This is a genomic window from Streptomyces sp. NPDC057617 (genome assembly GCF_042800555.1).
Taxonomy (GTDB): domain Bacteria; phylum Actinomycetota; class Actinomycetes; order Streptomycetales; family Streptomycetaceae; genus Streptomyces.
Genome location: NZ_JBHVGV010000005.1, coordinates 417,762 through 444,527, shown reverse-complemented (window position 1 = coordinate 444,527; position 26,766 = coordinate 417,762). Strand labels below are relative to the sequence as shown.

Sequence of the window (26,766 nt, the reverse complement as noted above, 5' to 3'; positions counted from 1 at the left end):
GGGGGCAGAGGAGACCCGGGGAGGTGGCTCGCGTGGGGTCCTTCTCCTGGAGAAGGCGCAGCCGGGCCGCCGCATACCCGCTGGGTCCCGAGTCCGCCTGGCCGGTCGTCTCTTCGAGGCTCGTCACCCAGTCGTTCCCGTCTTCTAGAGTGCGTCCGGACCGCGTTCGCCGGTCCGGACCCGGACCGCCGTCTCGACCGGGACGCTCCATACCTTCCCGTCACCGATCTTGCCGGTGCGGGCGGCCTTCACGACCACGTCGATCAGCTCTTCCGCGTCGTCGTCCTCGACCAGTACCTCTATACGGATCTTCGGTACGAGGTCGACGGTGTACTCCGCACCCCGGTAGACCTCGGTGTGGCCGCGCTGCCGGCCGTATCCGCTGGCCTCCGTGACCGTGAGCCCGTGGACGCCGAAGGCCTGGAGGGCCTCCTTGATCTCGTCCAGCCTGTGCGGCTTCACGACTGCGGTGATGAGCTTCATGCGTCCACCTTCTTGTTGGTCGCCGAGGCGATGGTCCCGTCCTGGTTGGCGGCGGGCACGCTACTACGGCCCGAAGGCGATCCCCCCACCGCGCTGTAGTCGTACGCGGTCTCGGCGTGGAAGGCCATGTCGACACCGCTGGTCTCGTCGTCCTCGGAGGCGCGGAAGCCGATGGTGACATCGACGATCTTGGCGAGGATCCAGGAGACCACGAAGGAGTACGCCATCACCGAGAAGGCTCCGACGGCCTGCTTGCCGAGCTGCGAACCGCCGCCGACACCGTCGATCGCGAGGAGACCGACGAGCAGGGTGCCGATCACACCGCCGACGAGGTGGACACCGACCACGTCGAGGGAGTCGTCGTACCCGAGCTTGAACTTGAGGCTGACGGCCCAGGAGCAGACCGCGCCGGCGACGACACCGATGAGCAGGGCGCCGAAGGGGTTGACGGCGGCACCGGACGGGGTGATGGCGACAAGGCCCGCGACCGCGCCGGAGGCGGCGCCCAGCGTGGTGAACGCGCCGTGGCGGATGCGCTCGTAGATCAGCCAGCCGAGCATCGCGGCGCCGGTGGCGATCTGGGTGTTGAAGGCCATGATGGCGGCGGTGCCGTTGGCGGCGAGCGCGGAACCGGCGTTGAAGCCGAACCAGCCGAACCACAGCAGACCGGCGCCGAGGACGACCAGCGGCAGGTTGTGCGGCCGCATCGGGTCCTTCTTGAATCCGATCCGCTTGCCAACGACGAGAACGGCGGCGAGCGCGCCCACACCGGCGTTGATATGGACCGCCGTACCACCGGCGAAGTCGATCACGCCGAGCTTGAAGAGCCAGCCGTCGGACTGCCACACCCAGTGGGCGATCGGGAAGTACACCACGGAGACCCAGAGGGTGATGAACAGCGCCCAGGCGCTGAACTTCACGCGGTCGGCGAGCGCACCGCTTATCAGTGCCGGGGTGAGCACGGCGAACATGAGCTGGAAGAGAGCGAAGGCGAAGACCGGAATGCCTTCCTTGCCCCCGGTCAGGGTGTCGGCCGAAATGCCCTGGAAGCCGACATGGTCGAAGTTGCCAAGGAGCCCGCCGCCGATGTCGTCACCAAAGGTGAGCGAGTATCCGTAGAGGACCCACAGCACACTGACGATACCGAGCGAGATCAAGGACATCATGAGCATGTTGAGGGCGCTCTTCACCCGCACCATGCCGCCGTAGAAAAATGCCAGGCCGGGCGTCATCAGCATGACGAGCGCGGCACTGATCAGTACGAATGCGGTATCTGCGCCATTCAAGGCCAGCGTCTCCTCGTGGTCGGAACGGCCCGTGCGGATGCTCAAGGTATGGGCCGACTGTGCTGAGGAGATTGGCGCAACGCGGTTTCGGCCAGTGCCGCTCGATGTTTCACGCCCGTGACGAAGGCGTCACCCGTGTTACGAGCCGATGAACCACCGGATCGCCGCGGCGGCCCCGGATACCCTCTGCGGACATCGGAAACCGGCCGCGGCCCTCACCCTGCTGACCTGGCGGCGGGGGAGCCGTGTCGGACTGTACGGGGTGACGGCCGCGGCCGGGGTTCCGGAGGCGGGCGCGCGGGCCCGCCGGCTCAGACGGCTTCGGCGGATTCGGGAAGCTGGGCGGTGAGCAGATCGGTGAGTTCGGCGACTCCGGCGACATCGCCGAAGTCCCTGGCGGCGGTGTCCACGGTCTTGCGCAGCCGGGTGTTCACCCGCTCGGAGCGCACCTTGCGCGCCACCTTCAGCGCCTGCTGGGCCAGGGCCGTGGACTGCTCGGGCTCCTTCTTCAGGAGATGGACGGTGGCCATGCCGATCAGGTTCAGCGCATACGACCGCTGGTGCTCCTCGTCCTTCTCGAACAGGTCGACGGCGCGCCGCATCAGGGGTTCGGCGAGGGAGGCGTAGGTGGGGCTGCGTCCTGCGACATAGGCCAGATCGCGGTACGAGTGGGCGTTCTCCGCGTTGAGTTCGGCCTCGGTGAAGAAGCGGATCCAGTCGGGCTCGGGCTCGCTGTCGAGGCCTGCGTCGGAGAAGGCGTCCTCGGCCATTCTGACCGCCCGCTTGCACTTTCCGGGCTGTCCGGTGTTTGCGTACGCGCGCGCCTCCATCGCATACAGCATGGCCTGGGTCCGAGGCGTGGCGCAGTCGCGGCTCCCGTACTGCGCGAGATGGATCAGCTCCAGCGCGTCGTCGGGCCGGCCGAGGTGGATCATCTGGCGGCTCATGGACGAGAGGATGTACGAGCCGAGCGGTTTGTCCCCTGCTTCTTTCGCCGCGTGCAGGGCCAGGACGAAGTATTTCTGGGCATTGGGCTGGAGGCCGACGTCATAGCTCATCCAGCCGGCCAGCTCGGCCAGCTCGGCCGCGCACCGGAAGAGCCGCCGCGCGGTGGCCTCTGGCTGTGTCTCCTGGAGCAGGTCGGTGACCTCGTGGAGTTGGCCGACGACCGCCTTGCGGCGCAGACCGCCGCCGCACTGCGCGTCCCACAACCGGAACATCGCGGTGGTCGACTCCAGCAGCTCCAGCTCGGGCTCGGACAGCTTGGACGGCCGGTGCGAGGGTACGGGCTCGATGTCGGGGCCGCCCGGATCGCCCGAGGGGACGGGCACCAGCCAGCGCTGCATGGGCTCGACCAGGGCGGGGCCCGCGGCCAGCGCGAGTGAGGTCCCGAGGAAACCGCGCCGCGCCAGCATCAGATCGCTCCGCGAGAATTCACTGATGAGGGCGACGGTCTGCGGTCCGGCCCAGGGCAGATCGACGCCCGAGACCGAGGGCGACTGGTGCGCGGTGCGCAGCCCGAGGTCCTCGATACTCACGACCGAACCGAATCGCTCGGAGAACAGCTCGGAGAGAATGCGCGGGATCGGTTCGCGTGGCTGCTCGCCGTCGAGCCAGCGGCGTACCCGCGAGGTGTCCGTACTGATGTGGTGCGCGCCCATCTGGCGCGCCCTGCGGTTGACTTGACGCGCCAGCTCGCCTTTCGACCAGCCGCTGCGCACGAACCACGAGGCGAGATGCCCATTCGGACGCTTGCCGGTATTCGTACCGCCTGCGCCGCTGCCGCCCACTGGAACGCCCCCATCCGCTGAAGCCCTGTCGCGCGAACCGGTACCAGAATGCCGTGAATCGCGGCCGCCTGTCCCGGGGTTGCGCCCCTTCGAACAGGAAACCGGGATGCCCCCGGCATACCCACGCGTGTGGTTTTCCCCACGGTCCGTGCACTGAAAGTAATCCTACGATCACCCGTCCAGCGAGGGTGATTCCACAAACGCCACCATTCGCCACCCCTTCGAATGAACTCACCTATGACGGGGCGCGATTCACTTGACACACAATGATCAGCGGCGGGCGGAGCGTCGCACGCCGGGGCGCGCACTTCCGGGCGCGCTCCCCCGAGTGCCTCTTGGCGCCGCCCGTACCGCCCCGGTGGCGACGGAGTGTCACGGGCAGACTGCGAGACGTAACCACCGGTGAGTACGACCCGTTGGAGGGGGCATGGGCTTCACGATCGGCGGCATCCGGGAGATGCGGTCCGGCTCACGGCGCCGCGGCCGCGCGACAGAGTGCACCGCGGTGGCGGAGTACACCGGACTCTGGGGCTGGGACGTCGTGCCGGGGGCGCGGGCCGCAGACGGCCGGTGCTCCTGCGGCGCGCGGGACTGCGCGGCGCCGGGGGCCCATCCGCTGGACTTCCGCCCCGAGGTCCCGGCGGGCGCCACGCTGGACGACGTCACCCGGGCCTGGTCGGCGGCGCCGGGCGCGGCGGTGCTGCTGCCGGTGGGCCGCGGCTTCGACATCATCGATGTGGCGGAGCAGGCGGGCTGCCGCGCGCTGGTACGGCTCGAACGGATGGGGCTGCCGCTGGGCCCGGTCCTGGCGACGCCGGCAGGCCGTACGTACTTCTTCGTCGCGCCGGGCGCCGCGGCCGAACTGCCGGAGCTGCTCTACCGGATGGGCTGGGACGACGCCGATCTGGACCTGCACGGCCTCGGTCCTGGCAGCCATGTGCCGGCGCCGCCCTCGGAGATGCCTGGTCTCGGTCCGGTCCGCTGGCTGCGCCCCCCGTCGCTGGACACCGCGGCGGACCCGCCACAGGCGCGGCTGCTGCTGGGGACCCTGGCGTATATCTGCCACCGGTCGTCGACTTCGTAGGACTCCGTGAATTCGCAGGACTGCGTACATAGGACTCCGTAAAAGCGAGAGGCGGGTGCGGGGGTGCCCTCCCGCCCCTCGGGCACCCCGCCCCGCTTCTGTTCCTGCTTTCGGCCGAAGGCTCAGCCGGCCTCAGTCGCCGATCAGCGCGTCCACGAACGCCCCCGGCTCGAACGGCGCCAGATCGTCCGCGCCCTCGCCCAGCCCCACCAGCTTCACCGGTACGCCCAGCTCCCGCTGCACCGCGATCACGATGCCGCCCTTCGCCGTACCGTCCAGCTTGGTCAGCACGATGCCCGTGATGTCCACGACCTCGGCGAACACCCGCGCCTGCACCAGCCCGTTCTGCCCGGTCGTCGCGTCCAGCACCAGCAGCACCTCGTCCAGCGGCCCGTGCTTCTCCACGACCCGCTTGACCTTGCCCAGCTCGTCCATCAGCCCGGTCTTGGTGTGCAGCCGGCCGGCGGTGTCGATCAGGACCACGTCCGCGCCCTCCGCGATGCCCTCCTTGACCGCGTCGAAGGCGATCGACGCGGGGTCGCCGCCCTCGGGCCCCCGTACCGTACGAGCGCCGACCCGCTCCCCCCAGGTCTGGAGCTGATCGGCCGCCGCCGCCCGGAAGGTGTCCGCCGCGCCGAGCACGACCGACCGGCCGTCCGCGACCAGTACCCGCGCCAGCTTGCCGGTCGTGGTGGTCTTCCCGGTGCCGTTGACCCCGACGACCAGCACGACGGCCGGGGTGTCCAGCGCGCTCTCGGTCTTCACCGCGCGGTCGAAGTCCGTGCCGAGGAGCTGTACGAGCTCGTCCTTGAGCAGCGCGCGCAGCTCGTCCGGCGTCCGCGTGCCGAGGACCCGTACCCGCTCCCGCAGCCGCGCGACCAGCTCCTGTGTGGGCGCGACACCGACATCCGCGGTCAGGAGGGTGTCCTCGATCTCCTCCCAGGTGTCCTCGTCGAGGTGCTCGCGGGACAGCAGGGTGAGCAGCCCCTTGCCGAGGGAGTTCTGCGAGCGCGCGAGCCGGGCGCGCAGCCGGACCAGCCGGCCCGCCGTCGGCTCGGGGATCTCGATCGCCGGGGCGAGCGGCTCGGCGACGGCCGTGTCCTCGACCGCGACCCCGGTGGCGCCGGAGTCGGGGAGGCCGACCTCCTCGATGGTGCGGCGCGGTTCGTCGTGCGGCTCCTCCGCCTCGTCGCCGATATGCGGTTCGGCGGGCGGGGCTGTGATGGTCGGCGTGCTCGGCGGTGCGGGGGGCAGTTTCTTCTTCCTGCGGCTGCCGACCACAAGCCCGCCGATCGCGACGACCGCGACCAGGGCGATGACTACAACAAGGATGACGGTTTCCACCACCTCATCTTCGCAGGGGACGAGCGGCGGTGGCGCGACGGCGTCGTGAAGCGGATCAGCCCATCTCCTCCAGCGTCTTGCCCTTGGTCTCCTTCACGAACAGCAGGACGAACGGAATGGAGAGCACGGCGAAAGAGGTGTAGATGAGGTAGGTCCCCGAGAGATTCCAGTCGGCCAGGCTCGGAAAGCTCGCGGTGATGACCCAGTTGGCGATCCACTGGGCCGCGGCGGCGACACCGAGGGCGGCGGCGCGGATCCTGTTCGGGAACATCTCGCCGAGGAATACCCAGACGACGACACCCCAGGACAGTGCGAAGAACAGCACGAACACATGGGCCGCGATCAGCGCGACGGTGGCCTGGGTGCCGGGCAGTGTGCCGTTGACGAGAGGGGCGGAGAACGCCCAGGCCTCACACGCGAGCGCGAGTGCCATTCCCGTGGACCCGACGAGCGCGAGCGGCTTCCGGCCGACCCGGTCCACCAGCACCATCGCGATCGCGGTACCGATGATGTTCACGATCGACGTGGTGAACGAATAGAAGAACGAGCCGGACGGATTGACGCCGACCGACTGCCAGAGCGTCGCCGAGTAGTAAAAGGCGACATTGATACCGACGAGCTGCTGGAACATCGAGAGCCCGATGCCCACCCAGACGATCGGCAGGAAGGAGAAACGGCTGCCCTTCAGATCCCGGAAAGTCGATTTGTGTTCACGGTGCATCGCCAGCTCGATCTCGGCGACCCGGGCGTCCAGATCGACGTCCTTGCTCTCGACCTCGGCGAGCACCTCCTTGGCGCGGTGCGTCCGGCCCACGGAGATCAGATAGCGCGGCGACTCGGGGATGGCCAGGGTGAGCAGCCCGTACAGCAGCGCGGGCACGACCATCACACCGAGCATCCACTGCCAGGCCTCCAGACCCAGCAGCCGGCCGCGCTGATCGCCGTCGGCGAGCTGGAGGATGCCGAAGTTCACCAGCTGGGAGACGGCGATACCGATGACGATGGCCGCCTGCTGGAAGGAGCCGAGCCGGCCGCGGTAGGCGGCCGGGGAGACCTCGGCGATGTACGCGGGGCCGATCACCGACGCCATGCCGATCGCGAAGCCGCCGATGATCCGCCAGACCGCCAGGTCGTAGATGTCGAAGGGCAGCGCGGAGCCGACCGCGCTGACGGTGAAGAGCGCGGCGGAGATCCGCATACAGCGGATGCGCCCGATCCGGTCGGCGATCCGGCCCGCGGTGGCCGCGCCGATCGCACAGCCGATCAGCGCGATGGCGATGACCTGGGCGAGGGCGGCGGAGCCGATGTCGTACCGGCTGCGGATCGCCTCGACCGCGCCGTTGATCACCGAACTGTCGTAGCCGAAGAGGAAACCGCCCATCGCGGCGGCGGCCGCGATGAAGACGACATGGCCGAGGTGTTCCGGGTGAGCGGCCCGGCCTCCGGTCGACGGCGGCGTCCCCGCTGCGCTGGTCACATGGTCTCCTGGGGCCGCCCGGCCGCGCCGGGCGTGCGTGGGGGTGCGGCGAGCCCTTCCAGTGGGGCACAGCTCGCGGCTGCCCACCACCGGGCGGCGGAAACGGCCGGAAGCGGTACGAAGCCGGACGCGGTACGGGTGGTACGGGCCCGGGCGTTCGCGTGTGGCGCCCCCCGCGGTCGGCTCGGCTGCCGGCCCGACTGTCCGTCAGCGCAGCCGCTGGCTGATGACTTTGGAGACCCCGTCGCCCTGCATGGACACCCCGTACAGCGCGTCCGCGACCTCCATCGTCCGCTTCTGATGCGTGATCACAATGAGCTGGGAGCTTTCCTGTAGCTCCTGCATGATGCGGATCAGCCGCTGGAGATTGGTGTCGTCGAGCGCCGCCTCGACCTCGTCCATCACATAGAACGGGCTCGGCCTGGCCTTGAAGATGGACACCAGCAACGCGACGGCCGTCAGGGACCGTTCGCCGCCGGAGAGCAGCGAGAGCCGCTTCACCTTCTTGCCCGGGGGCCTGGCCTCGACATCGACGCCGGTGGTGAGCATGTTCTCCGGGTCGGTCAGGATCAGCCGCCCCTCGCCGCCGGGGAAGAGCCGGGAGAAGACCCCCTCGAACTGGACGGCCGTGTCCCGGTACGCCTCGGTGAAGACCTGCTCGACGCGCTCGTCGACGCTCTTCACCACCTGGAGGAGATCCGCGCGGGTCTTCTTGAGGTCTTCGAGCTGCTCGGACAGGAACTTGTGCCGTTCCTCCAGCGCCGCGAACTCCTCAAGGGCGAGCGGATTCACCTTTCCGAGCTGCTGGTACGCCCGCTCGGCCGACTTGAGCCGCTTCTCCTGCTCGGACCGTACGTACGGCTTCGGCTGGTTGCGCGGGTGCGCGGGGTCCTCGGGCAGTTCCTCGCCCTCGGCGGGCGGCGACGGGGATACGAGCTGGTCCGGGCCGTATTCGGCGATCAGCCCGGCCGGTTCGACGCCCAGCTCTTCCAGGGCCCTGGTCTCCAACTGCTCGATCCGCAGCCGCTTCTCGGCACCGAGGACCTCGCCCCGGTGGACGGAGTCGGTGAGCTTGTCCAGCTCGCTCTTGAGGTCGCGGCCCTGGTTGCGCTCGGCGACGAGTTCCCGTTCGCGCTCGGCCTTGGCGGCCTCGGCCGCGGCGCGCTCGGCCTCGGCCCGTACGACCGACACCTCGACGTGTGCGAGGAGCTGGCGGGTGCCGGCCGCGACGGCTCCGGCGACCTCGGCCTCGTGGCGCAGCCTGGCCCGGCGCTGCTCGGCGCGCGCCCGCGCGGCGCGCTCGGCGCGCGCCCCCCGGTCGAGTGCGTCGGCCCGGCCCGCGAGCCCCTTCACCCGCTCCTCGTGGGTACGGACCTGGAGGCGGGCCTCCATCTCGGTCTGGCGGGCGTTGGCACCGTCGGCGGCGAGCCGGTCCCGCAGGGAGGTGTCGGGCTCCTCCTCGACAGGCGCCTCCTCGGCGACGAGCAGCCGCTCGGCCAGCTCCTCCACCTCCTGGGTGGCGCGCTCCAGCGCTTCCTGCGCCTTGGCGACGGCCGCGTCGGTACGCTCCGCCTCGCCCACGGCGCCACGGGCCTGCCCGGAGAGCCGACCCAGCCGCCCGGAGACGGCGGACTTCTCCCGGTCGGCGGCCCGCCGCCGCTCCCCCAGCTCCTCCACGAGCGCCGCGCACTCGGCACGCCGCTCGGTGGCGCGCCGCCGCGCCTCGTCCAGCTCCCCGCACCGTACGCCCAGCTCAGCCAGCTCGCCCGCGGCCTCGTCCACGGAAGCCCGGACCTCCAGCAAACTGGGCGCCCCCGCGGACCCGCCCTGCGCGAAGTGCGCCCCGAGGACATCGCCCTCGGCGGTAACGGCAACCACCCCGGGCCGCGCGCCAACGAGTTCCTCGGCGTCATCGAGCGACGCCACAACCACAGCGTCCCGCACCATCCACCGCACGGCCTCAACAAGCCCAACGGGCCCCCGAACCAAATCCCCCACGGCGGTACGGGCTACTTCTCGGCCTTGCACCCCGCTGGCCGCACCAGATACGGACCGCCCGCTGTCACCCCCCGGGGCAGGGGCAGGAAACCCACCGGCGGACACCTCCGGCTCCACCACGGAACCTCCCGCCGACGCGGACGACCCAACGCCGCCGCTGCCGGCGGTGACCCGCGCGGCGGCCCCGCCGACCGGACCTGGCCGGGGTCCGTGCCCGGCGCCGGCAGTCTGCGCAGGGAGGCCACCGGACACGTCGGCCTCCGTGGCCGAACCACTCGCGGCGGCAGACGGCCCGGCGCCGTCACCACTCGCCTGAGCGGGCACGCCGCTGTGCGCGGCAGGCTCCGCCGGCGAACCATTCGCCGGGACAGACAGTCCGGTGTCGTCCGGCTGAGCAGGGAACTGGCCGGCCACACCGTGCTCGCCAGCCTGCCCGCCGAGCGAGCCGGGCCCGGGCTCCGGGGCGGCATCGCCCGCCTGGGCGAAGACCCCATCCGCCACCCCACCGGACACACCGGGTTCCGTCGCCGGGCCGGACAGCCCGGTGCCGCTGCCACCCGCAGACGCACCACCCACCTGCGCGGGCACCCCACCGCCCGGGCCCGGTCCGGACTCCAGGCTGGCATCGGCTCGACCAAGTGCCGCGTCACCGGCACCGCCCGCCTGGGCAGAGACCTCACCGGCCGGGCCTTGCTGCCCCGGCAGCCCGCCGCCCGGGCCGGTATCGGCTCGGGCCGATTCCGGGTCAACCTCCCCGGCGGAGACCCCACCGGCCAGACCCTGCTGGCCCGGCAGCCCGCCGTACACGCCGGGCTCCGCGGTCAGGCCGTCCGCCTGCGCGGACAATCCGCCGACCGGCCCGGACTCCGTCGCCGGGCCGGACAGCCCAGCGCCGCTGCCACCCGCAGACGCACCGGCCGCCTGCGCGGGCACCCCGCCAACCGGCCCGGGCCCGGACTCCGGGCCGGCATCGCCCCGGCCCGATGCCGCGTCAGCCGCCTCGCCCGCCTGCGTCGGCACCCCCGCCAGCCCGCCGGCCGCCAGGCCCCCGCCCCCGCCCGGCGATACCAGCAGCGACGCCCTGCCCGCGTCCTCCGACCTGAGCAAGCGGATCGCCTCCGCCGCTGCCGACGGGTTCGTTACCGCGATCGCGTCCGCCGCCGCGCCCAGGGCCGCGGAGACCGGGATCTCGTAGCCCGGGGTGACCGTGAGGAGTTCCGCGGCCGGGCCGAGGAGGCCGGTGAGGCGGTCGCGGGCGGCGAGGAGTGCGCCGGTGCCGTCCTTGCGGCGGAGGCCGAGGGCGAGGGCGTCGTGGCGGGCGGCGACGGCCGCGCGGTCGCGTTCCGCCGCCGTCGCCGCCTCGCGCGCCGCCGTCAGCGCGGACTCCGCCTCGGCCAGGGCGCCCCGCGCCGCCTCGTACCGCCCCGCCAGCTCGTGGTCGTCGGCGTCCAGGCCGTCCACCTCGGCCTTGAGCTGCTCGTACTCCTCCTGCGCGGCCGCCGCCCGCTCCCGCGCCTCGTCCCGCGCCGCCGCCAGCCGGCCGATCTCCGCCTGGGCCGAGGCGGCCCGGCTGCGGGCCGCGTTGACCTGCCCGGTCAGCCGGGCCAGGCCCTCGCGCCGGTCCGCGATCGCCCGCGCCGCGTCCTTCAGCCTGCGCTCCTCCGCCGCCAGCGCCCGCTCCAGCTCGGCTCGGTGCGCGACGGTGTCCTCGCGCGCGTGCTCCGCCGCCTCCAGCGCGGCTTCCAGCTCCGCTTCCTGCTCACGGATCCGCGCCGCCTCGCGCTCCATGTCCTCGGGGTCCCGCCCCCGCGGCTCCTCCGTGGGCGCCGCCGTCGCGCTCTTGACCCGCGCGTCGGCCAGCGAGACCGTACCGCGCACCCGCTCCGCGAGCTGCGACAGCTCGTACCACGTCTGCTGGGCCTGCTGGAGCCGCGGCGCGAGCCGCCGTACCTCGTCCTCCAGCTCCGCCTCCCGCGCCAGCGCCGCCTTGAGCCGTCCCTCCGCGTCCTCCTTGCGCTGCTTCAGCTCCGCCTCGTCCGCGATCTCCGTACGCAGCGCCTCCCGCAGCCGTACGAGATCGTCGGCGAGCAGCCGCAGCCGCGCGTCGCGGAGATCGGCCTGGATGACGGCGGCCCGGCGGGCGACCGCGGCCTGCCGCCCGAGCGGCTTGAGCTGGCGGCGCAGCTCATCGGTGAGGTCCTGGACCCTGGCCAGATTCGCCCGCATGGCGTCCAGCTTCCGCAGCGCCTTCTCTTTCCGCTTGCGGTGCTTCAGTACGCCCGCCGCCTCCTCGATGAAGGCCCGGCGCCCCATCGGATCGGCGTGCAGGACCGAGTCGAGCTGGCCCTGCCCGACGATCACATGCATCTCGCGGCCGATGCCCGAGTCGGAGAGCAGCTCCTGGATGTCGAGGAGCCGGCACGTATCCCCGTTGAGCTGGTACTCACTGCCGCCGTTGCGGAACATGATCCGGGTGATCGTGACCTCGGCGTAGTCGATCGGCAGCGCACCGTCGGAGTTGTCGATGGTCAGCGAGACCTCCGCGCGCCCGAGCGGCGGCCGCCCGGTCGTCCCGGCGAAGATCACATCCTCCATCTTGCCGCCGCGCAGCGACTTGGCCCCCTGCTCGCCCATCACCCAGGAGAGCGCGTCCACGACATTGGACTTGCCCGAGCCGTTCGGCCCCACGACACAGGTGATGCCGGGCTCGAAGCGCAGGGTCGTGGCCGAGGCGAAGGATTTGAACCCGCGAAGGGTCATGGCCTTGAGATGCACGCCGCTGGACTCTACCCCGCCCCGATCGTCCGCTGCCGGTTTCACCGCCGAACCCGCAGGGCACATCAGACGTTAAGAAAGTCGTTGCGGCGCCAACAAAGCTTCGTACAGCGGAAGATGGAAAGAAAGAAGGGACGCCGAAGCGTCCCTTGCATATTCTTGCGAGAGTGTTTCTCACCCGACCCCGAGGGGGGCTGTCGTCAGGTGAGCGCCGGCTCCGCCTGGTGTACGTCAATGTCGATGCCGTCGAGCAGCGACTCTCCAGGGTGCTGTGCGACGGCCGCGTTCAGGGCGTCGTTCTCGGACTGGATCCGTACGAGTTCGGATTCGAGGTCCTGGACGCGCTGCTGAAGCCGTCGCATCTCGGCGAGGAGTCGCGGGTCGGAACCGCCGACATAACCGAGAAGCGCCTTTGCCATGATGGATGGTCCTCCACACTGAGTGACCGACCGGATGCGGTGTGGGTCGTGAGGGAAATCGCACCCGCGGTGCCTGGCAGTGCTTGTGCTGCTGCGGTTCTTTCCTGCCAAACAGCTAAGGTGCGCGGGGATTCCAGACTCTCACCAAAAAGTTTGACGGTCAACACGATCACAGCCCGTGCCGACGGGCCGCCCTCGGGACACGCCCGCAGCCTGTGCGGCGCGGGCTCTCCCGCGGTGCCCGGGGGGCATCGAGATCGTCACTAACCGGGCAGCCTGGCACGGCCGGCCGTTCTTGGCAACCACCAGGTCATCGCGGGCTTGCGCATGTGCCCCGGGCATGGGGACGGGTTCCGGACAGCCCTCCGGAGGGCGACGCTCAGCGGATCGCGAAGGTCTCGTAACCCCCGCGCGGGGTGTCCCAGATCTCAGTGACTCCGTCTACGTGCCCGGGTGTGTCGGAGGAGCGCAGCCACTCCAGCAGACGGTGGCAATTCTCACGTGACCCCTCGGCGACGACCTGCACCCGGCCGTCGTCCAGATTCAGCGCGAAACCGGTGAGACCGCCGATCTCCAGCGCGTTCGCCCTGGTGAACCAGCGGAATCCCACTCCCTGCACCCGGCCGCGCACCCAGGCCGTGAGCCGTACGTTCTCCGTCATGCCCGCAAGCATGCCCGTAAGCCGGCCGGCCGAATGCTCACGAGGCCCAGCGGCCCCACCAGCCATGCCGTACAGTCCCGTCGCAATGAGCCTCACTCGTACGGGTGAGGCGCATCGCCATCGAGAAGCACGTCGAGAAGCACGCTGCCGTCGAGAAGCATGAGGAAGGCACAGCAGATGGGACGCCATCGACGCTCCGCCGCACCCGCCCCCGCCATGCCCGCCGCCGGGGAGTACGACGGTACGGCGGTCCGCCACCGGGGCGGCGCGCGCAGGAAGGGGCGAGCCGTCGCCCCCATCCGTACGGGTCTGCTCGGGGCCTCCGCCGCGATGGCCGTCGGCGCGGTGGCCGTGGCCTCGGGGCTGCTGCCGGGCGGCGACGAGTACACCGTGGGCGGCAGCGCCCCCGACGGGCGGATAAGCACCGAGGGCGCGTCCGAGCCGGAGCAGCAGGGCGGCGCGTCCGCCGAGCCGACGAGCGAGACCTCCGCGTCCCCGTCCGTCACCGCCACTCCGTCGGGGTCCCCCTCGAAGCGGGCCACCCCGACCGCGGCGAAGCCGTCCGTCCCCGCGCAGCGCACGAAGACCACCGCGCCCGCGGCGCCGAAGCCGGAGGCGGAGCCGAAGCGGCAGAGCGCCTCCCCGTTCGTCAGCAAGACGCCGGTGCCGGAGCAGACCACCAAGCGGGCCGTCGAGACGCCCGCCGCGCCCAGTTCGGCCGCGGCGGCCGTGCTCGGCCTGGTCAACGCGGAGCGCGCGCAGGCGGGCTGCGGACCGGTCCGGGCCGACGCCGGGCTGACCGCGCTGGCGCAGGACTTCAGCGAGGACATGGCGACGCGCGGCTTCTTCGACCACACCGACCCGGACGGCAGGACGCCGTGGGACCGCGCCGAGAGCGCGGGCGTCGAGGGTCTGGGCGGCGAGAACATAGCCCGCGGCCAGGCCACCGCGCAGGCGGTGATGGACTCCTGGATGAACAGCGAGGGCCACCGCGCGAACATACTGAACTGCGACTACACCCGGCTGGGCGTCGGCGTGCACACCGGCTCGGGCGGCCCCTGGTGGACGCAGGACTTCGGCTTCTAGCACCCTCGTCCGGATCAGGTCACGCACCGGGAGAAAGCGCTGCCCTTCCGGTGGCGCTTTCCGCTTGTAGGGTGCCGATATGGACGTTTCCGCCTTCGATGTGTTCTCCCGGCAGTGCCCCTCGCGCGCCACGCTGGAGCATGTCACCGGCCGCTGGGGCAGCCTCACGCTCGGCGCGCTGTACGAGAGCGGCTGCCGCTTCAACGAACTGCGGCGGCGGATCGACGGCGTGAGCGAGAAAATGCTCTCCCAGACCCTGCACGCCCTGGAGCGCGACGGGCTGGTGCGCCGCGACGCGCAGCCGGTCAATCCGCCCCGGGTTGACTACGACCTGACCCCGCTGGGGCGGGAGATCGCCGGGTCGCTGCTCGGTCTCATCCGCCTGGTCGAGGGCCGGATGCCCGAGGTGCTCGCGGCCCGGGACTGTTACGACACGACGCGCGGCGGCCGCTGACAGCGCGGGCAGAAATAGCTCGACCGGTTCATCCAGGGCCGGCGGCGGATCGGCGTCCCGCACCGCCGGCACGGCTCGTCCTCACGCCCGTACGCGTCCAGCGACCGGTCGAAGTAGCCCGATTCGCCGTTCACATTGATGTACAGGCTGTCGAAGCTGGTGCCGCCGGCCGCGAGCGCCTCGTTCATCACCTCGCGGATCCGTGCGAGCAGCTCGACGGAGCGGGGCCGGGCCAGGGTCGCGGTGAGCCGCTCGTAATGCAGCTTCGCGCGCCAGAGCGCCTCGTCCGCGTAGATATTGCCGACGCCGCTGATCAGCGACTGGTCGAGCAGTGCGCGCTTGACGGTGGTACGGCGCTGCCGCAGCGCGGTGTGGAAGGCGTCGTCGTCGAAGGCCGGGTCGAGCGGGTCCCTGGCGATATGTGCGATGACATCGGGCAGGCCGTCCGGGGTGGTGTCGTGGAGCGAGAGACCGCCGAAGGTGCGCTGGTCGACGAAGCGCAGCTCCGTACCGAGGCTGTCGGCGAAGCGGAGCCGGATCCGCAGATGCTTCTCGTCGGGGGCGTCCTCAGGTCGGACGAGAAGCTGGCCGCTCATCCCGAGATGCCCCAGGATCGCGGTGTCCGAGTCGGCGAGAGGCAGCCACAGGTATTTGCCCCGGCGGCGGGCCGTACCGATGGTGTGGCCCTTGAGGCGGGCCGCGAAGTCCTCGCCGCCCGCGAGATGGCGCCGGACCGCGCGCGGGTGCAGCACCTCGGTCTCGGCGACGGTCCTGCCGCCGACCCAGCGCTCCAGTCCACGCCGGACGACTTCGACCTCGGGCAGCTCGGGCAAGGGGACTCCTCGGACTCCTCAAAAGTACGGCGGCGGTACGGCGTACGCCCCTCGCGCCGGACGACGGTGCGAGGGGCGTACGGGAAGGGAGCGCGGCCGGTCAGGCGGCCGGGTCGGCGGGTGCCTCGTCCGGCGGTGCCGGCTGCGAAGGGGTGTCGGCGGCCCCTCCACTACCGGAACCCCCGGCACCTTCACCGGGCCCGGCCTCTTCACCGGGCCCGGCGGCGGTGGCGTCGGTCCCGGCTTCGGCGGCCGCATGCTCCGCCGCCGCCCGGTCGTCCGCCGCGGTCCTGATCGCCCGCCACGCGGACTCCGCCGCCTGCTGCTCCGCTTCCTTCTTGCTGCGGCCGGTGCCGGTGCCGTACGAGACACCACCGACGCGGGCGGCAGCAGTGAAGGTCTTCTCGTGGTCGGGACCCGTTTCCGTGACGAGATACTCGGGAACTCCGAGGCTCTCCGCCGCGGTCAGCTCCTGGAGACTGGTCTTCCAGTCCAGGCCGGCCCCGAGGTTGGAGGACTTCTCGATCAGCGGGTCGAAGAGCCGGTGTACCAGCTCGGACGCCGCGTCGAGGCCCTGGTCGAGATAGACCGCGCCGATCACCGCTTCCAGGGTGTCGGCGAGGATGGACGCCTTGTCCCGGCCGCCCGTGCCCTCTTCGCCCCGGCCAAGCCGGATGAAGGAGCCGAGTTCCAGGCCGCGGCCCACTTCCGCCAGCGCACGTGAGTTGACCACCGCGGCCCGGAGCTTGGCCAGTTGGCCTTCCGGCAGATCGGGGTGGGTGCGGTACAGCGTGTCCGTGACCACCAGTCCGAGCACCGAATCCCCGAGGAATTCGAGCCGCTCGTTGGTGGGCAGACCGCCGTTCTCGTACGCGTACGAACGATGGGTCAGCGCACGGACCAGAAGGGCGGTCTCGAGCTGATACCCGAGCCGCCCTTCCAGAAGCGTGTGGGACGAGGCCGAACTGACATTGTCTGGCTGCTTCTTGTCAGGGGACAGTTCAGACATCGAGCCTCTCACCAGCCGCTCAGACCTCGAGGACCTGGCGCTTGTTATAGGTGCCGCAGCTCGGGCACGCGATGTGCTGAAGCTTCGGCTCCTGGCAGCGCTCGCACGCAACCAGGGTGGGGACCGCAGCCTTCCACTGCGACCGGCGGTGGCGCGTGTTGCTGCGCGACATCTTCCGCTTCGGAACAGCCACGGCTACTTCTCCTGCTTCTCGTCGGCGCCCGAACCGGCGCCGCCCATGTTGTCCTTCTCGCCGTCCTTGACGGTCTCGGCGAGTCCCTGCAGTGCCGCCCAACGGATGTCGACGGCGTCATGGTGGTGGCCCGGGCTCTCGTCCAGCCTGATCCCGCACTCGGAACACAGGCCGGCGCAGTCCTCCCGGCACACCGGCTGCATCGGCAGTGCGAGTACCACCGCGTCACGCAGCACCGGTTCGAGGTCGAACAGTCCGTCCTCGATGAAGAGCCTGTCCTCGTCGTCCTCGGCGTCGTCGTCCGGTTCCGCACGGGTGCGGCCCCGGTCATCGGCGTCGTGGTACGAGAACAGCTCCTGGAAGTCCGCCGCCACCTCCTGGCGCAGCGGCTCCAGACACCTTACGCACTCCCCCTCGACGGCCGCACGGGCGGTGCCCGTCGCGAGCACTCCCTCCATGACGGATTCGAGGCGGAGGTCCAGCTCCACGGGCGCGCCCTCGGGCGCTCCGATCACCCCCGCGATACCGAAGTCCTTGGGGGCGGGTGCCGAGCGGGTCAGCTTCTGGAGCGCACCGGGGCGCCGCCCCAGCTCGTGTGTGTCGAACACGAGGGGGTTGCGGTGGTCGAGGCGCGCGTTCAGGACTTTTCCCGCTTTCGGATCGTTGAGGGGGCCGCTGCGTCGCGGAAGCGAAACGGGCAGCCTGGGCCGCGGTCTTACACGCGACCGAAGAGCCAGGGTACTGGACCGGCCGCCATAGGCCCAATCCGGTCCTCCCGGCACATCGGGCCCCGCATCAGGTCCCGTGACCGCCGGAGCCGGCCCCGGGTGAGCCCTCGGCCGGCGCCGGGTCAGCGACCCTGCTCGTACCGGCGGAGCTGCTCCATGTCGATCATGCTGGTGTCGAAGAAGCTGGTCTCGTCGAGGGAGCCCTGCTGGCCGGCGGGCGCGGGCAGCGCCGGAAGTTCCGGCTGGGGCGCGGCCGGCTGCTGCCAGGCGTAGTTCGGGTCATAGTTCGGGTCGTACCCCTGGCCCTGCGGCTGGCCCTGACCGTAGTCCTGCTGCTGGTACGCGTACGGGTCCTGCTGGTAGCCGTAGGCGTCCTGCTGCTGGTAGCCGCCGTAGCCCGCGTCGGCTGCGGCGTACGCGGGGTCCTGGTACCCCGTCTCGGCGTACCCGGTGGCGGCGGGCTGCGCGTAGGCGGGCGCGGGATCCGCGTACGGCTGCTGCGCCGGTACGGGCGGGACCTCGGCCGGGACCACGGGGGCGGCGGGGGTGGCGGGGATGTCCGCGAGGCCCGCGAGATAGTCCTCGTCGCTGCCGCGCCCCTGCGGGCCCGCCGCGTCCTGCGCCGCCATGTGCGCCCCGAGGTCGTCCGAGGCGGTACGGCCGTGCAGCTTCTGGCGGCCCCGTCCGACGGCTTCGAGGGTCTTGGACAGCACGGCCTCGAAGGCGCCGAGCTTGGCGTCCACATAGTCGTCGGCGCGCCGGATCAGGGTGTCGGGGTCGGCGCTGTACTCGGGGGCGTCATCGGCGTCGTCCGCGTCACCGCCGTCGGGCGAGCCGTATCCGTGCGCGTCGGCGCCCGGGCCGCGGCCGAGCAGCTTCTCCCGGCCCCGGTCGACGGAGCCGATGGTCTTGGTGAGGACGACCTCGAAGTTGGCGAGCTTGGAGTCGACGTAGTCGTCCGCCTCGGCACGGATCTCCTCGGCCTCCCTGCGGGCCTCGTCGAGGATCCTGGCCGCCTCGTCCTGGGACTGGCGGGCGACCGCGGTGTCGGAGACGAGCGCGGTGCGCTGGGCGTGCGCCGCCCCGATGATGCGCTCGGCCTCCTGCCTGGCCTGCTCGGCGAGCTGCTCATGGCCGCCGAGCAGCTCCTGGGCCTGGGCCAGCGACTGCGGGAGCGCTTCCCGTACCTCTTCGAGCATCGCGAGCAGCTCGGCGCGGTTCACCACACAGGACGCCGACATGGGCATGGAGCGGGCGCTGCCCACCGTGTCGACGATCTCGTCGAGCTTCTTCTGCACGTCCACCGGTGCTCGCCACTCTCTCAGACTGGTTGGAAGACGGACGCATCGACTGTAAGGCCACGGCGATCCCGTCCGACACCGGGTGACGCGCAGTCAGCCCCTCACCGCTTGCCGAGGCGTTCCATCAGGGCCGTGTGGACGGCCGGGGGCAGCAGGTGGGAGACGTCTCCGCCCCAGGTCGCAACCTCTTTGACCAGGGAGGACGACAGGAAACTGTAGGTCGGGTTGGTGGGGACGAACAGGGTCTCCACACCGGACAGGCCGTTGTTCATCTGGGCCATCTGCAGCTCGTAGTCGAAGTCGCTGACGGCCCGCAGCCCCTTCACGATGGCGGGGATGTCGCGCTCCTTGCAGAAGTCGACCAGCAGACCATGGAAGGCCTCGACCTCGACATTGCCGAATTCGGCGGTGACCTCACGGATCAGCGCGATCCGCTCCTCGATGGTGAACAGGCCCTTCTTGGACTGGTTGATCATTACCGCGACGTGTACGACGTCGTACAGCTTGGAGGCGCGGGCGATGATGTCGAGATGTCCATTGGTGATGGGGTCGAAGGACCCCGGACAGACGGCGCGGCGCAACTGAACTCCCTCGCTCTCCGGTCCGGTCATGGTGCGGCTTCGCACGCTGAGGCGGCGCGACCGTACCAAAGCGTTCCCTCGCCGTAGCGACGGGACCGCAGTGGCGTGAAACCCTCCGGCCAGCCGAACTCCCCACTCCTGGTGCTCCGTTCCACGGTGGCGACGGCATCGCCGCTGAGCCACCCCCTCGTGCGGAGTGTGAGCAGGATCTCCCGAAGATCGTCGTCGGTGACGGCGTACGGCGGATCGAGGAACACCAGGTCGTACGGGGTGTCCGGAGCGGGTCCCTGGACGATCTGCTCCGCCCTGCCCGTACGGACCTCCGCGCCGGGCAGTCCCAGCACCCGTACGTTCTCCCGGACCGTACGGGCGGCACGGCTGTCCGCCTCGACGAGGAGGGCGTGGGAGGCGCCGCGCGAGAGCGCCTCCAGGCCGACGGCGCCCGAGCCGGCGTACAGGTCGGCGATCCGGACGGAGTCGAGGGTGCCGAGGAGCGACTGCCAGGTGGAGAAGAGGCCCTCGCGCGCCCGGTCGGAGGTGGGGCGGGTGCCGTTGCCGGGCGGTACGGCGAGGCGGCGTCCGCCGGCGGCACCGGCGATCACGCGGGTCATGGGTGTCGGGTCCTCGGGTCGTGGGCGGGAGGTCCGGGGGATCCGGGAGATGGAGGTCCGGAGGATCCGGGGGATCAGGTACGTCCAGGAAGTCTCGCCCCCACGATATGACGTACGCACCGACCGGGCCCGGCCGGTTCTCACATGGCCGGTCGGCCCAGGACCCAGCCCTTGTCAGCCCTTGTCGAGGAACTGCTCGCGTTCCGTGTCCAGCAGCGCCTCCAGTGCCGTACGCAGCTCGGGCGAGTCCGTCAGCTCCGGGTCCCGGACGACCACCGCGGTGGCCTCTTCGCGGGCCGCCGCGATGACCTCCTCGTCGTCTATGACCGCGAGCATCCGCAGCGACGAACGCGCCCCGGACTGGGCCTGGCCGAGGACATCGCCCTCGCGCCGTTGTTCGAGGTCGATACGGGACAACTCGAAGCCGTCGAGCGTGTCGGCGACCGCGCGGAGCCTGGCCCGGGCGGGGCTCGCCTCCGGCATGTCGGTCACCAGCAGGCAGAGGCCGGGCGCCGAGCCCCGGCCGACCCGGCCGCGGAGCTGATGGAGCTGGGAGACACCGAACCGGTCCGCGTCCATGATCACCATCGCGGTGGCATTGGGGACGTTCACCCCGACCTCGATGACCGTGGTCGCGACCAGGACGTCCACCTCACCCGCGGCGAAGCGGCGCATCACGGCGTCCTTGTCGTCCGGCTGCATCCTGCCGTGCAGAACCTCGATACGGAGACCGGCCAGCGGCCCCCTGGTGAGCTGCTCGGCGACCTCGACCACGGCCAGCGGCGGCCGCTTCTCCGCGTCCTCGGCGGCGGCCTTCTTCGCCTTCTGGGTCTTCTGGGCCTTGTCGCTCTCCTCCTCGTCGTCGCCAATGCGCGGGCAGACCACGTACGCCTGATGGCCCTTGCCGACCTCCTCGCGCACCCGCTCCCAGGCGCGCGCGAGGAAGTGCGGCTTGTCCTGGGCGGGCACCACATGGCTGGCGATCGGGGAGCGCCCGGCCGGGAGCTGGTCCAGTACGGAGGTCTCCAGATCGCCGAAGACCGTCATCGCGACCGTACGGGGAATGGGGGTGGCGGTCATGACCAGCAGATGCGGCGGCTGCTTGCCCTTGGAGCGCAGCGCGTCGCGCTGCTCCACACCGAAGCGGTGCTGCTCGTCCACCACGACCAGCCCCAGATCGTGGAACCGCACCTTGTCCTCGATCAGGGCATGCGTGCCGATCACGATCCCGGCCTCGCCGGTGACCAGGTCGAGCAGTGCCTGGCGGCGCGCGGCGGCGCCCATGGAGCCGGTGAGCAGCACGATCTTGGTGGCGTGCTCGGCGCCGCCGAGCATCCCGCCCTGGGCCAGCTCGCCCATCATCTCGGTGATCGAGCGGTGGTGCTGCTGGGCGAGGACCTCGGTGGGCGCCAGCATGGCGGCCTGGCCGCCCGCGTCGACGACCGTGAGCATCGCCCGCAGCGCGACCAGGGTCTTGCCGGAGCCGACCTCGCCCTGGAGCAGCCGGTGCATGGGGTGTTCGGTGGCGAGATCCGCGAAGATCTCGCCGGTGACCTTGCGCTGGCCGTCGGTGAGGGTGAAGGGCAGCCGCGCGTCGAACGCGTCGAGCACCCCGTCCGCCACCGGCTTGCGGGCCACCGCGGGCAACTGCGCGTCGGCGAACCGGCGCCGGGCGAGGGCGACCTGGAGGACGAAGGCCTCGTCCCACTTCAGCCGCTGGCGGGCGTCCTCGATGTCCGCCTTGGTGTCGGGCCGGTGGACCTTGAGCAGCGCCTCGGGCAGCGGGACGAAGCCCCTGCCCTCGCGCAGCGCGGGCGGCAGCGGGTCGACGGCCTCGGCGGCCCTGGGCAGTACCGCGTCGACCGCCTTGGTGATCTTCCAGGACTCCAGCCCCTTGCAGGCCGGATAGATCGGGATGAGCTTGCCCGCGAAGTCGTCCACGGCGCTCGCCGCGTCCGCCACGGTGTCCGCGCCCTCCCGGCCCAGCGGCACATAGGTGGGGTGCGCGAGCTGGAGCTTGCGGTTGAAGACCGAGACCTTGCCGGCGAACATCCCCCGGCTGCCGGGCGGGAGTTCCTTGTGCGGCTTGTGGATTCCCCTGCCGAAGAAGACGAGTTGGAGCCGGCCGCTGCCGTCGGTGAGGGTGATCTCCAGCCGCTGGCCCCGGCCCTGGTTGAACGTCAGGATCCGCGAGTCGGCGACCTGCGCGACCACCGTGACGTCCTCGTCCAGCGGCAGATCGGCGAGCGTGGTGAGCTGGCCGCGCTCCTCGTACCGCCGGGGGTAGTGGTGCAGCAGGTCGCCGACCGTATGCAGGCCGAGCTGCTCGGCCATCACCTTCGCGGTGGCGGGGCCGAGCGACTTCTTGAGGGGTTCATCCAGCGCGGACACGCGTTCCATTGCACACCACACCACTGACATGCGTCGCACACCCCAGCATTCCCGCAGGTCACAGCCGTGCCGCAGCGGGCGCCCGCAGGTGCTACTCGACGCCGACCAGCAGGGGTACGGACTGCCGGCCGCCCCGGTAGACCACCGTGTCGACGGCCAGATACCCGTCCCGTACGTACTCCTCCAGGCGGTCGGCGAGCGCGTCCGGCACATCCTCGCCGAGCACCAGGGTCACCAGTTCGCCGCCGGCCGCCAGCATCCGGGAGAGCACCGCCTCGGCGGTGGCGGCGAGACCGGCGCCGATCACCGCCACATCGCCGTCGATCAGTCCGAGGACATCGCCGGCCTGGCAGATCCCGGCCATGGTCCAGGACTGCCGTTCGGCGACGGCCAGTTCGGCGTAGCGGGTGGCCCCGGCGGCGGTGGTCATCGCGACCACGTCCTCGTCGAAGCGGCGCTCGGGCTGGTGCACGGCGAGCGCGGCGAGGCCCTGGACGGCGGCCCGGGTGGGGATGAGGGCGACCCGTACCCCGTCGGCACGCGCCTGCTCCGCGGCGGCGGCCGCGGTGTGGTGGAGCCCGGTGTCGTTCGGCAGCAGCACCACCTCGCGGGCGTGCGCGCGCCGGATCGCCTCGACCAGCTCGCCGCTGGCGGGCGGCTCCCCGGGGCGCGCGAGCACGGTCGTCGCGCCGGCGTCCGCGCACAGCCCCGCGAGCCCCTCCCCCGGGACGACCGCGACGACGGCCCGCTGGGTCCGCGCGGTCCGCTCCTCGGCGGCGGCGCCGAAGTGGCTGATGCGGATCCGGTACGGGCGGCCCGCCTCCACCCCGGCCTCCACCGCGGCGCCCGCGTCATCGACATGGACATGGACGTTCCACAGCCCGTCGCCGCCGCCGATGACCAGGGAGTCGCCCAGCCGGTCGAGCCGGTCCCGCAGCCGGGCCACGGCGCTGTCGTCCGCCTCCAGCAGATAGATCACCTCGAAAGACGGCCCTTCGTCGGCCGGGCAGGGGGTGACCGCAGTGACCGTGGCGGGCGCGGCGTGCTCTTCGGAACGGCGCTTCCGCAGTGGGAAGGCGGCCGGTGCCTCGCCTGTGACCGACTGCACGAGCGCGCCCAGGACCGCGAGCAGTCCGCTCCCGCCCGCGTCGACGACACCGGCGCGCGCGAGTACGGCGAGCTGGTCCGGGGTCGCGTCGAGGGCGGCGCGCGCTCCGGCGTACGCGGCTCGTACGGTGGCAGCCCCATCGCCGGGCGCCCCGTCCCGCGCCCCTCGCTCCGCCACCGCCGCTTCAGCCGCCTCCGCCGCCGCGGAGGCCACGCTGAGCATGGTGCCCTCGACGGGATGGGCGACGGCCGCGCGGGCCAGCCCGGCGGCCCGCCGCAGCGCCGCCGCGATCCGGTCCCCGGCGGGGCTCCCGTCCGGCGCCGGGGCGGTCAGCACCTCGGCCATCCCGCGCAGCAACTGCGCCAGGATCGTCCCCGAATTCCCCTTCGCCCCGATCAGCGCGCCATGGGCCATGGCCCGTACGGCATCGGCCGGTCCCGGCACGGTCGCACCGGTCTCGTGCGCCGCGAAGACCGCCTCGACCGCCTGCGCCGCGGACTCCACGGTCAGATAGAGATTGGTGCCGGTGTCACCGTCCGCGACCGGATAGACATTGATCGCGTCGATCTCCTCGCGCTCCCGGCCGAGGGCCTCCAGCGCCAGTGAGCACCAGTTCCGCACCTCTGCGGCATCGAGGGTCTGCGGCACCTGATGGTCCTCCTTGAGCGGCCTGGAAGCGGGCTGCACGCAGGGTAGCCCGCGTGCGGCGGGCGGGAGCCCGGGCGGCGGTACGGATCGGGGCCGGTCGGGGCCATGGTAGTTTCGTGGTGCTGAGGCAGGCGTTGTATGCTGCTTCGGTTGCCCGGCGAGAGTCGGGCCATTCCCCCGGCAACGCCACATCGGTCACTGATTCCGAGTCACTGATTCCGGCCGCCGGATATCTCTGTACGTGCATCTGAAGTCTTTGGAGTGACCCGTGGCTGCCAACTGCGACGTCTGCGGCAAGGGGCCGGGCTTCGGCAACAGCATTTCGCACTCGCACCGCCGTACGTCCCGTCGCTGGAACCCGAACATCCAGCGTGTGCGTGCCGTGGTCGGTCGGACGCCGAAGCGGCTCAACGTCTGCACCTCGTGCATCAAGGCCGGCAAGGTCTCGCGCTGACGCCCGCGTCGTAGCGCAGCCCCTGCGGTTGCCTTGAAAAGCCGGTCCACCTCGGTGGACCGGCTTTTTGCCATGCCGCCGCGGCCGTATACAGCGCGGCGTAGTACAGCGCAGCCATGCACAGCGCGGCGCTCTCAGACCGTCCCCCGGAAGCGCCAGGCGTGATCCACCGGGCCGATGCCCGCGCCCAGCGGGAAGCCGTGCTCGATCGCCCCCGTCACATACTCCTTGGCGGCGACGACCGCCTCCACCACGCCTTTCCCGCCCGCCAGCCCGGCGGCGACCGCCGACGCGAGCGTGCAGCCGGTGCCATGTGTGTGCCGGTTGTCATGGCGCGGCGCCCGCAGCCAGTGCTCCTCGCTGCCGTCGGTGAGCAGATCGACCGCGTCGCCCGGCAGATGCCCGCCCTTGATCAGCGCCCAGCGGGGCCCGAACTCCAGCAGCGCGTCCGCCGCGCGCCGCAGGTCCGCCTCGCCCTCCACCCGTACCCCGGTGAGCTGGGCCACCTCGTCCAGATTGGGGGTGGCGACCGTCGCGACCGGCAGCAGCAGGGTCCGTACGCCGTCCAGCGCCGAGGCGGCCAGCAGCGGATCACCGTGCTTGGACACCCCGACCGGATCGACGACCACGGGTGCGCCGGTGTCGGCGAGGAGTCCGGCGACGGTCTCGACCAGTACGGCGGAGGAGAGCATTCCGGTCTTCACCGCCTGGACACCGATGTCGTCGACGACCGCCCGGTACTGGGCCCGTACCGCGTCCACGGGCAGCTCCCAGGCACCGTGCACACCGAGGGAGTTCTGTGCCGTGACGGCGGTGAGGACGCTCATGCCGTGCACGCCGAAGGCCAGCATGGTCTTGAGATCCGCCTGGATGCCGGCACCGCCGCCGGAGTCGGATCCGGCGACGGTCAGCACACGGGGAGGCACGGACGGGAACGCTGGTCCGGGTACGGATACGGGTATCGCCATGGGCCCGAATCTACTGCCCCTCCGCTGCCCCGGATCCGCCGCCCGCTGCCCCCGGTCGCCGCCCGCGAGTCCGCCGCCGGTCGCCCTGCCGGTGATCCTCGATCTACCGGTGGTCCTCGATGTCCCCGAAGTGGTCCCAGCCACCCTTGCTGGTCCAGGGCGCCCCGTCGACCGTCACCTGCGGCAGCGCCGAGACATTGAGCACCTCGCCGATCACCTTCCAGCGGGCCGGCAGCTTCACATCGGGCGGGAAGGTGGCGACGATCGCGTGGTCCTCGCCCCCGGTCAGCACCCACTGGAGCGGATCGATGCCGACGGCCTGGCCGATGTCGTTCATCTGCGAGGGGATGTCGATCAGTCCGGAGCGCAGATCGATACGGACCTTGCTCGCCTCCGCGATATGCCCGAGGTCGGCGACCAGCCCGTCGCTCACATCGGTCATGGCGGTGGCGCCGAGCCCGGCCGCCGCAGGGCCCGCGTGGTACGGGGGTTCCGGTCTGCGGTGCGCCTCGACAAAGGCGCGCGGCGAGCGGAAACCGCGCGAGAGCACCGCGTGCCCCGCCGCCGACCAGCCCAACCAGCCGGTGTACGCGACGACATCGCCGGACCGGGCTCCGGACCGGGTCACCGGCTCATGGTTGCGGAGATCGCCGAGGGCGGTGATGGCGATGGTGATGGTGTCTCCCCGTACGACATCGCCGCCCACCACCGCCGCGCCCGCGACCTGGCACTCGTCCCTGATGCCGTCCATCAGCTCGGTGGGCCAGGTCACCGGCAGTTCGGCCGGTACGACCAGTCCGAGCAGCAGCGCGGTGGGCACCGCGCCCATCGCCGCGATGTCGGCGAGGTTCTGCGCGGCGGCCTTGCGCCCCACGTCGTACGCCGTCGACCAGTCACGGCGGAAGTGCCGCCCCTCCAGCAGCAGATCCGTACTCGCCACGACCCGTCGGTCGGGCGCGGCCACGACCGCGGCGTCGTCGCCCGGCCCGAGCCGGACCGCCGGGGTGGTGGTGAGCCGGGACGTGAGTTCTCTGATGAGTCCGAACTCCCCCAACTCGCCCACGGTTCCCTTCACCGAGACTCC

23 protein-coding genes are annotated in these 26,766 nt (G+C 71.4%); 4 read left to right on the top strand and 19 right to left on the bottom strand.

The window, feature by feature from the left end:
* Positions 1-144 precede the first annotated feature (144 nt).
* The 3 genes from ACFU9P_RS15865 to ACFU9P_RS15855 all read right to left on the bottom strand — a co-directional run bounded on the left by ACFU9P_RS15865 (position 145) and on the right by ACFU9P_RS15855 (position 3,559).
* A complete protein-coding gene (locus tag ACFU9P_RS15865) occupies positions 145-483 on the bottom strand; it encodes a P-II family nitrogen regulator (RefSeq protein ID WP_046499635.1) in 339 nt (112 codons plus the stop codon).
* Complete coding sequence (locus tag ACFU9P_RS15860; RefSeq protein ID WP_376371350.1) at positions 480-1,769, bottom strand: ammonium transporter; 1,290 nt, start codon at positions 1,767-1,769, stop codon at positions 480-482. The genes ACFU9P_RS15865 and ACFU9P_RS15860 overlap by 4 nt, the downstream gene beginning before the upstream one ends.
* 311 nt (positions 1,770-2,080) lie before the next feature.
* Positions 2,081-3,559 (bottom strand): hypothetical protein, encoded by a 1,479-nt coding sequence (locus ACFU9P_RS15855; protein WP_384080798.1) that lies wholly within the window; start codon positions 3,557-3,559, stop codon positions 2,081-2,083.
* A gap of 427 nt (positions 3,560-3,986) precedes the next feature.
* On the opposite strand from ACFU9P_RS15855, the gene ACFU9P_RS15850 reads away from it, so the two are divergent.
* Complete coding sequence (locus ACFU9P_RS15850) at positions 3,987-4,643, top strand: bifunctional DNA primase/polymerase (RefSeq protein WP_376371356.1); 657 nt, start codon at positions 3,987-3,989, stop codon at positions 4,641-4,643.
* A 132-nt stretch (positions 4,644-4,775) separates the two neighbouring features.
* Here the strand turns inward: ACFU9P_RS15850 and ftsY are convergent, their stop codons facing one another.
* The 5 genes from ftsY to ACFU9P_RS15825 form a co-directional block, all read right to left on the bottom strand.
* Entirely contained in the window at positions 4,776-5,987 is a 1,212-nt protein-coding gene (gene ftsY / locus ACFU9P_RS15845) for a signal recognition particle-docking protein FtsY (protein WP_376371359.1), read from the bottom strand.
* A gap of 55 nt (positions 5,988-6,042) precedes the next feature.
* Positions 6,043-7,464 carry a sugar porter family MFS transporter gene (locus tag ACFU9P_RS15840; RefSeq protein WP_384080794.1) on the bottom strand — a complete coding sequence of 474 codons (1,422 nt, stop codon included), beginning with the start codon at positions 7,462-7,464 and terminating at the stop codon, positions 6,043-6,045.
* Between the two features lie 207 nt (positions 7,465-7,671).
* Positions 7,672-12,237 carry an AAA family ATPase gene (locus tag ACFU9P_RS15835; RefSeq protein ID WP_384080791.1) on the bottom strand — a complete coding sequence of 1,522 codons (4,566 nt, stop codon included), beginning with the start codon at positions 12,235-12,237 and terminating at the stop codon, positions 7,672-7,674.
* A 200-nt stretch (positions 12,238-12,437) separates the two neighbouring features.
* A complete protein-coding gene (locus tag ACFU9P_RS15830) occupies positions 12,438-12,656 on the bottom strand; it encodes a hypothetical protein (protein ID WP_046496132.1) in 219 nt (72 codons plus the stop codon).
* Between the two features lie 379 nt (positions 12,657-13,035).
* On the bottom strand, positions 13,036-13,317 hold the full coding sequence (locus tag ACFU9P_RS15825) for an acylphosphatase (RefSeq protein WP_376371368.1): 282 nt from the start codon (positions 13,315-13,317) through the stop codon (positions 13,036-13,038).
* Positions 13,318-13,494: 177 nt separating this feature from the next.
* Here ACFU9P_RS15825 and ACFU9P_RS15820 point away from each other — a divergent pair, with 177 nt between their 5' ends.
* Positions 13,495-14,403, top strand: coding sequence for a CAP domain-containing protein (locus ACFU9P_RS15820; protein WP_384080786.1), 909 nt, complete (start codon positions 13,495-13,497; stop codon positions 14,401-14,403).
* A gap of 79 nt (positions 14,404-14,482) precedes the next feature.
* Positions 14,483-14,857, top strand: a complete 375-nt coding sequence (locus ACFU9P_RS15815; RefSeq protein WP_384080783.1) for a winged helix-turn-helix transcriptional regulator — start codon at positions 14,483-14,485, stop codon at positions 14,855-14,857.
* On the opposite strand, the gene mutM is transcribed toward ACFU9P_RS15815, so the two are convergent.
* From mutM to ACFU9P_RS15770, 9 genes are all read right to left on the bottom strand, one after another.
* Positions 14,830-15,690: a bifunctional DNA-formamidopyrimidine glycosylase/DNA-(apurinic or apyrimidinic site) lyase gene (gene mutM, locus ACFU9P_RS15810; protein ID WP_384080780.1), complete on the bottom strand. Its 861-nt coding sequence runs from the start codon at positions 15,688-15,690 to the stop codon at positions 14,830-14,832. The two genes, ACFU9P_RS15815 and mutM, sit on opposite strands and share 28 nt — an antisense overlap.
* 100 nt (positions 15,691-15,790) lie before the next feature.
* Positions 15,791-16,699 carry a ribonuclease III gene (gene rnc / locus ACFU9P_RS15805; protein ID WP_384080777.1) on the bottom strand — a complete coding sequence of 303 codons (909 nt, stop codon included), beginning with the start codon at positions 16,697-16,699 and terminating at the stop codon, positions 15,791-15,793.
* Positions 16,700-16,718: 19 nt separating this feature from the next.
* A complete protein-coding gene (gene rpmF, locus ACFU9P_RS15800; RefSeq protein ID WP_030753522.1) occupies positions 16,719-16,892 on the bottom strand; it encodes a 50S ribosomal protein L32 in 174 nt (57 codons plus the stop codon).
* Between the two features lie 2 nt (positions 16,893-16,894).
* A complete protein-coding gene (locus ACFU9P_RS15795; RefSeq protein WP_376372024.1) occupies positions 16,895-17,533 on the bottom strand; it encodes a DUF177 domain-containing protein in 639 nt (212 codons plus the stop codon).
* Between the two features lie 209 nt (positions 17,534-17,742).
* On the bottom strand, positions 17,743-18,924 hold the full coding sequence (locus tag ACFU9P_RS15790; protein WP_384080774.1) for an ATP synthase F0 subunit B: 1,182 nt from the start codon (positions 18,922-18,924) through the stop codon (positions 17,743-17,745).
* A gap of 98 nt (positions 18,925-19,022) precedes the next feature.
* Entirely contained in the window at positions 19,023-19,502 is a 480-nt protein-coding gene (gene coaD, locus ACFU9P_RS15785; RefSeq protein ID WP_198533724.1) for a pantetheine-phosphate adenylyltransferase, read from the bottom strand.
* 26 nt (positions 19,503-19,528) lie between these two features.
* The gene (rsmD, locus tag ACFU9P_RS15780) at positions 19,529-20,113 is read right to left on the bottom strand and encodes a 16S rRNA (guanine(966)-N(2))-methyltransferase RsmD (RefSeq protein WP_384080772.1); all 585 of its coding nucleotides are present in this window, start codon (positions 20,111-20,113) and stop codon (positions 19,529-19,531) included.
* 174 nt (positions 20,114-20,287) lie between these two features.
* On the bottom strand, positions 20,288-22,513 hold the full coding sequence (gene recG, locus ACFU9P_RS15775; RefSeq protein WP_384080769.1) for an ATP-dependent DNA helicase RecG: 2,226 nt from the start codon (positions 22,511-22,513) through the stop codon (positions 20,288-20,290).
* A gap of 82 nt (positions 22,514-22,595) precedes the next feature.
* Complete coding sequence (locus ACFU9P_RS15770) at positions 22,596-24,260, bottom strand: DAK2 domain-containing protein (RefSeq protein ID WP_384080766.1); 1,665 nt, start codon at positions 24,258-24,260, stop codon at positions 22,596-22,598.
* Between the two features lie 268 nt (positions 24,261-24,528).
* Between ACFU9P_RS15770 and rpmB the strand changes: the two genes are divergently transcribed.
* Positions 24,529-24,714, top strand: a complete 186-nt coding sequence (gene rpmB, locus ACFU9P_RS15765; protein WP_078877327.1) for a 50S ribosomal protein L28 — start codon at positions 24,529-24,531, stop codon at positions 24,712-24,714.
* A 134-nt stretch (positions 24,715-24,848) separates the two neighbouring features.
* On the opposite strand, the gene thiD is transcribed toward rpmB, so the two are convergent.
* Together thiD and ACFU9P_RS15755 are read right to left on the bottom strand one after the other, a co-directional pair.
* A complete protein-coding gene (gene thiD, locus ACFU9P_RS15760) occupies positions 24,849-25,682 on the bottom strand; it encodes a bifunctional hydroxymethylpyrimidine kinase/phosphomethylpyrimidine kinase (protein WP_384080762.1) in 834 nt (277 codons plus the stop codon).
* 103 nt (positions 25,683-25,785) lie between these two features.
* The gene (locus ACFU9P_RS15755) at positions 25,786-26,757 is read right to left on the bottom strand and encodes a thiamine-phosphate kinase (protein ID WP_376371400.1); all 972 of its coding nucleotides are present in this window, start codon (positions 26,755-26,757) and stop codon (positions 25,786-25,788) included.
* Between the last annotated feature and the right edge of the window lie 9 nt (positions 26,758-26,766).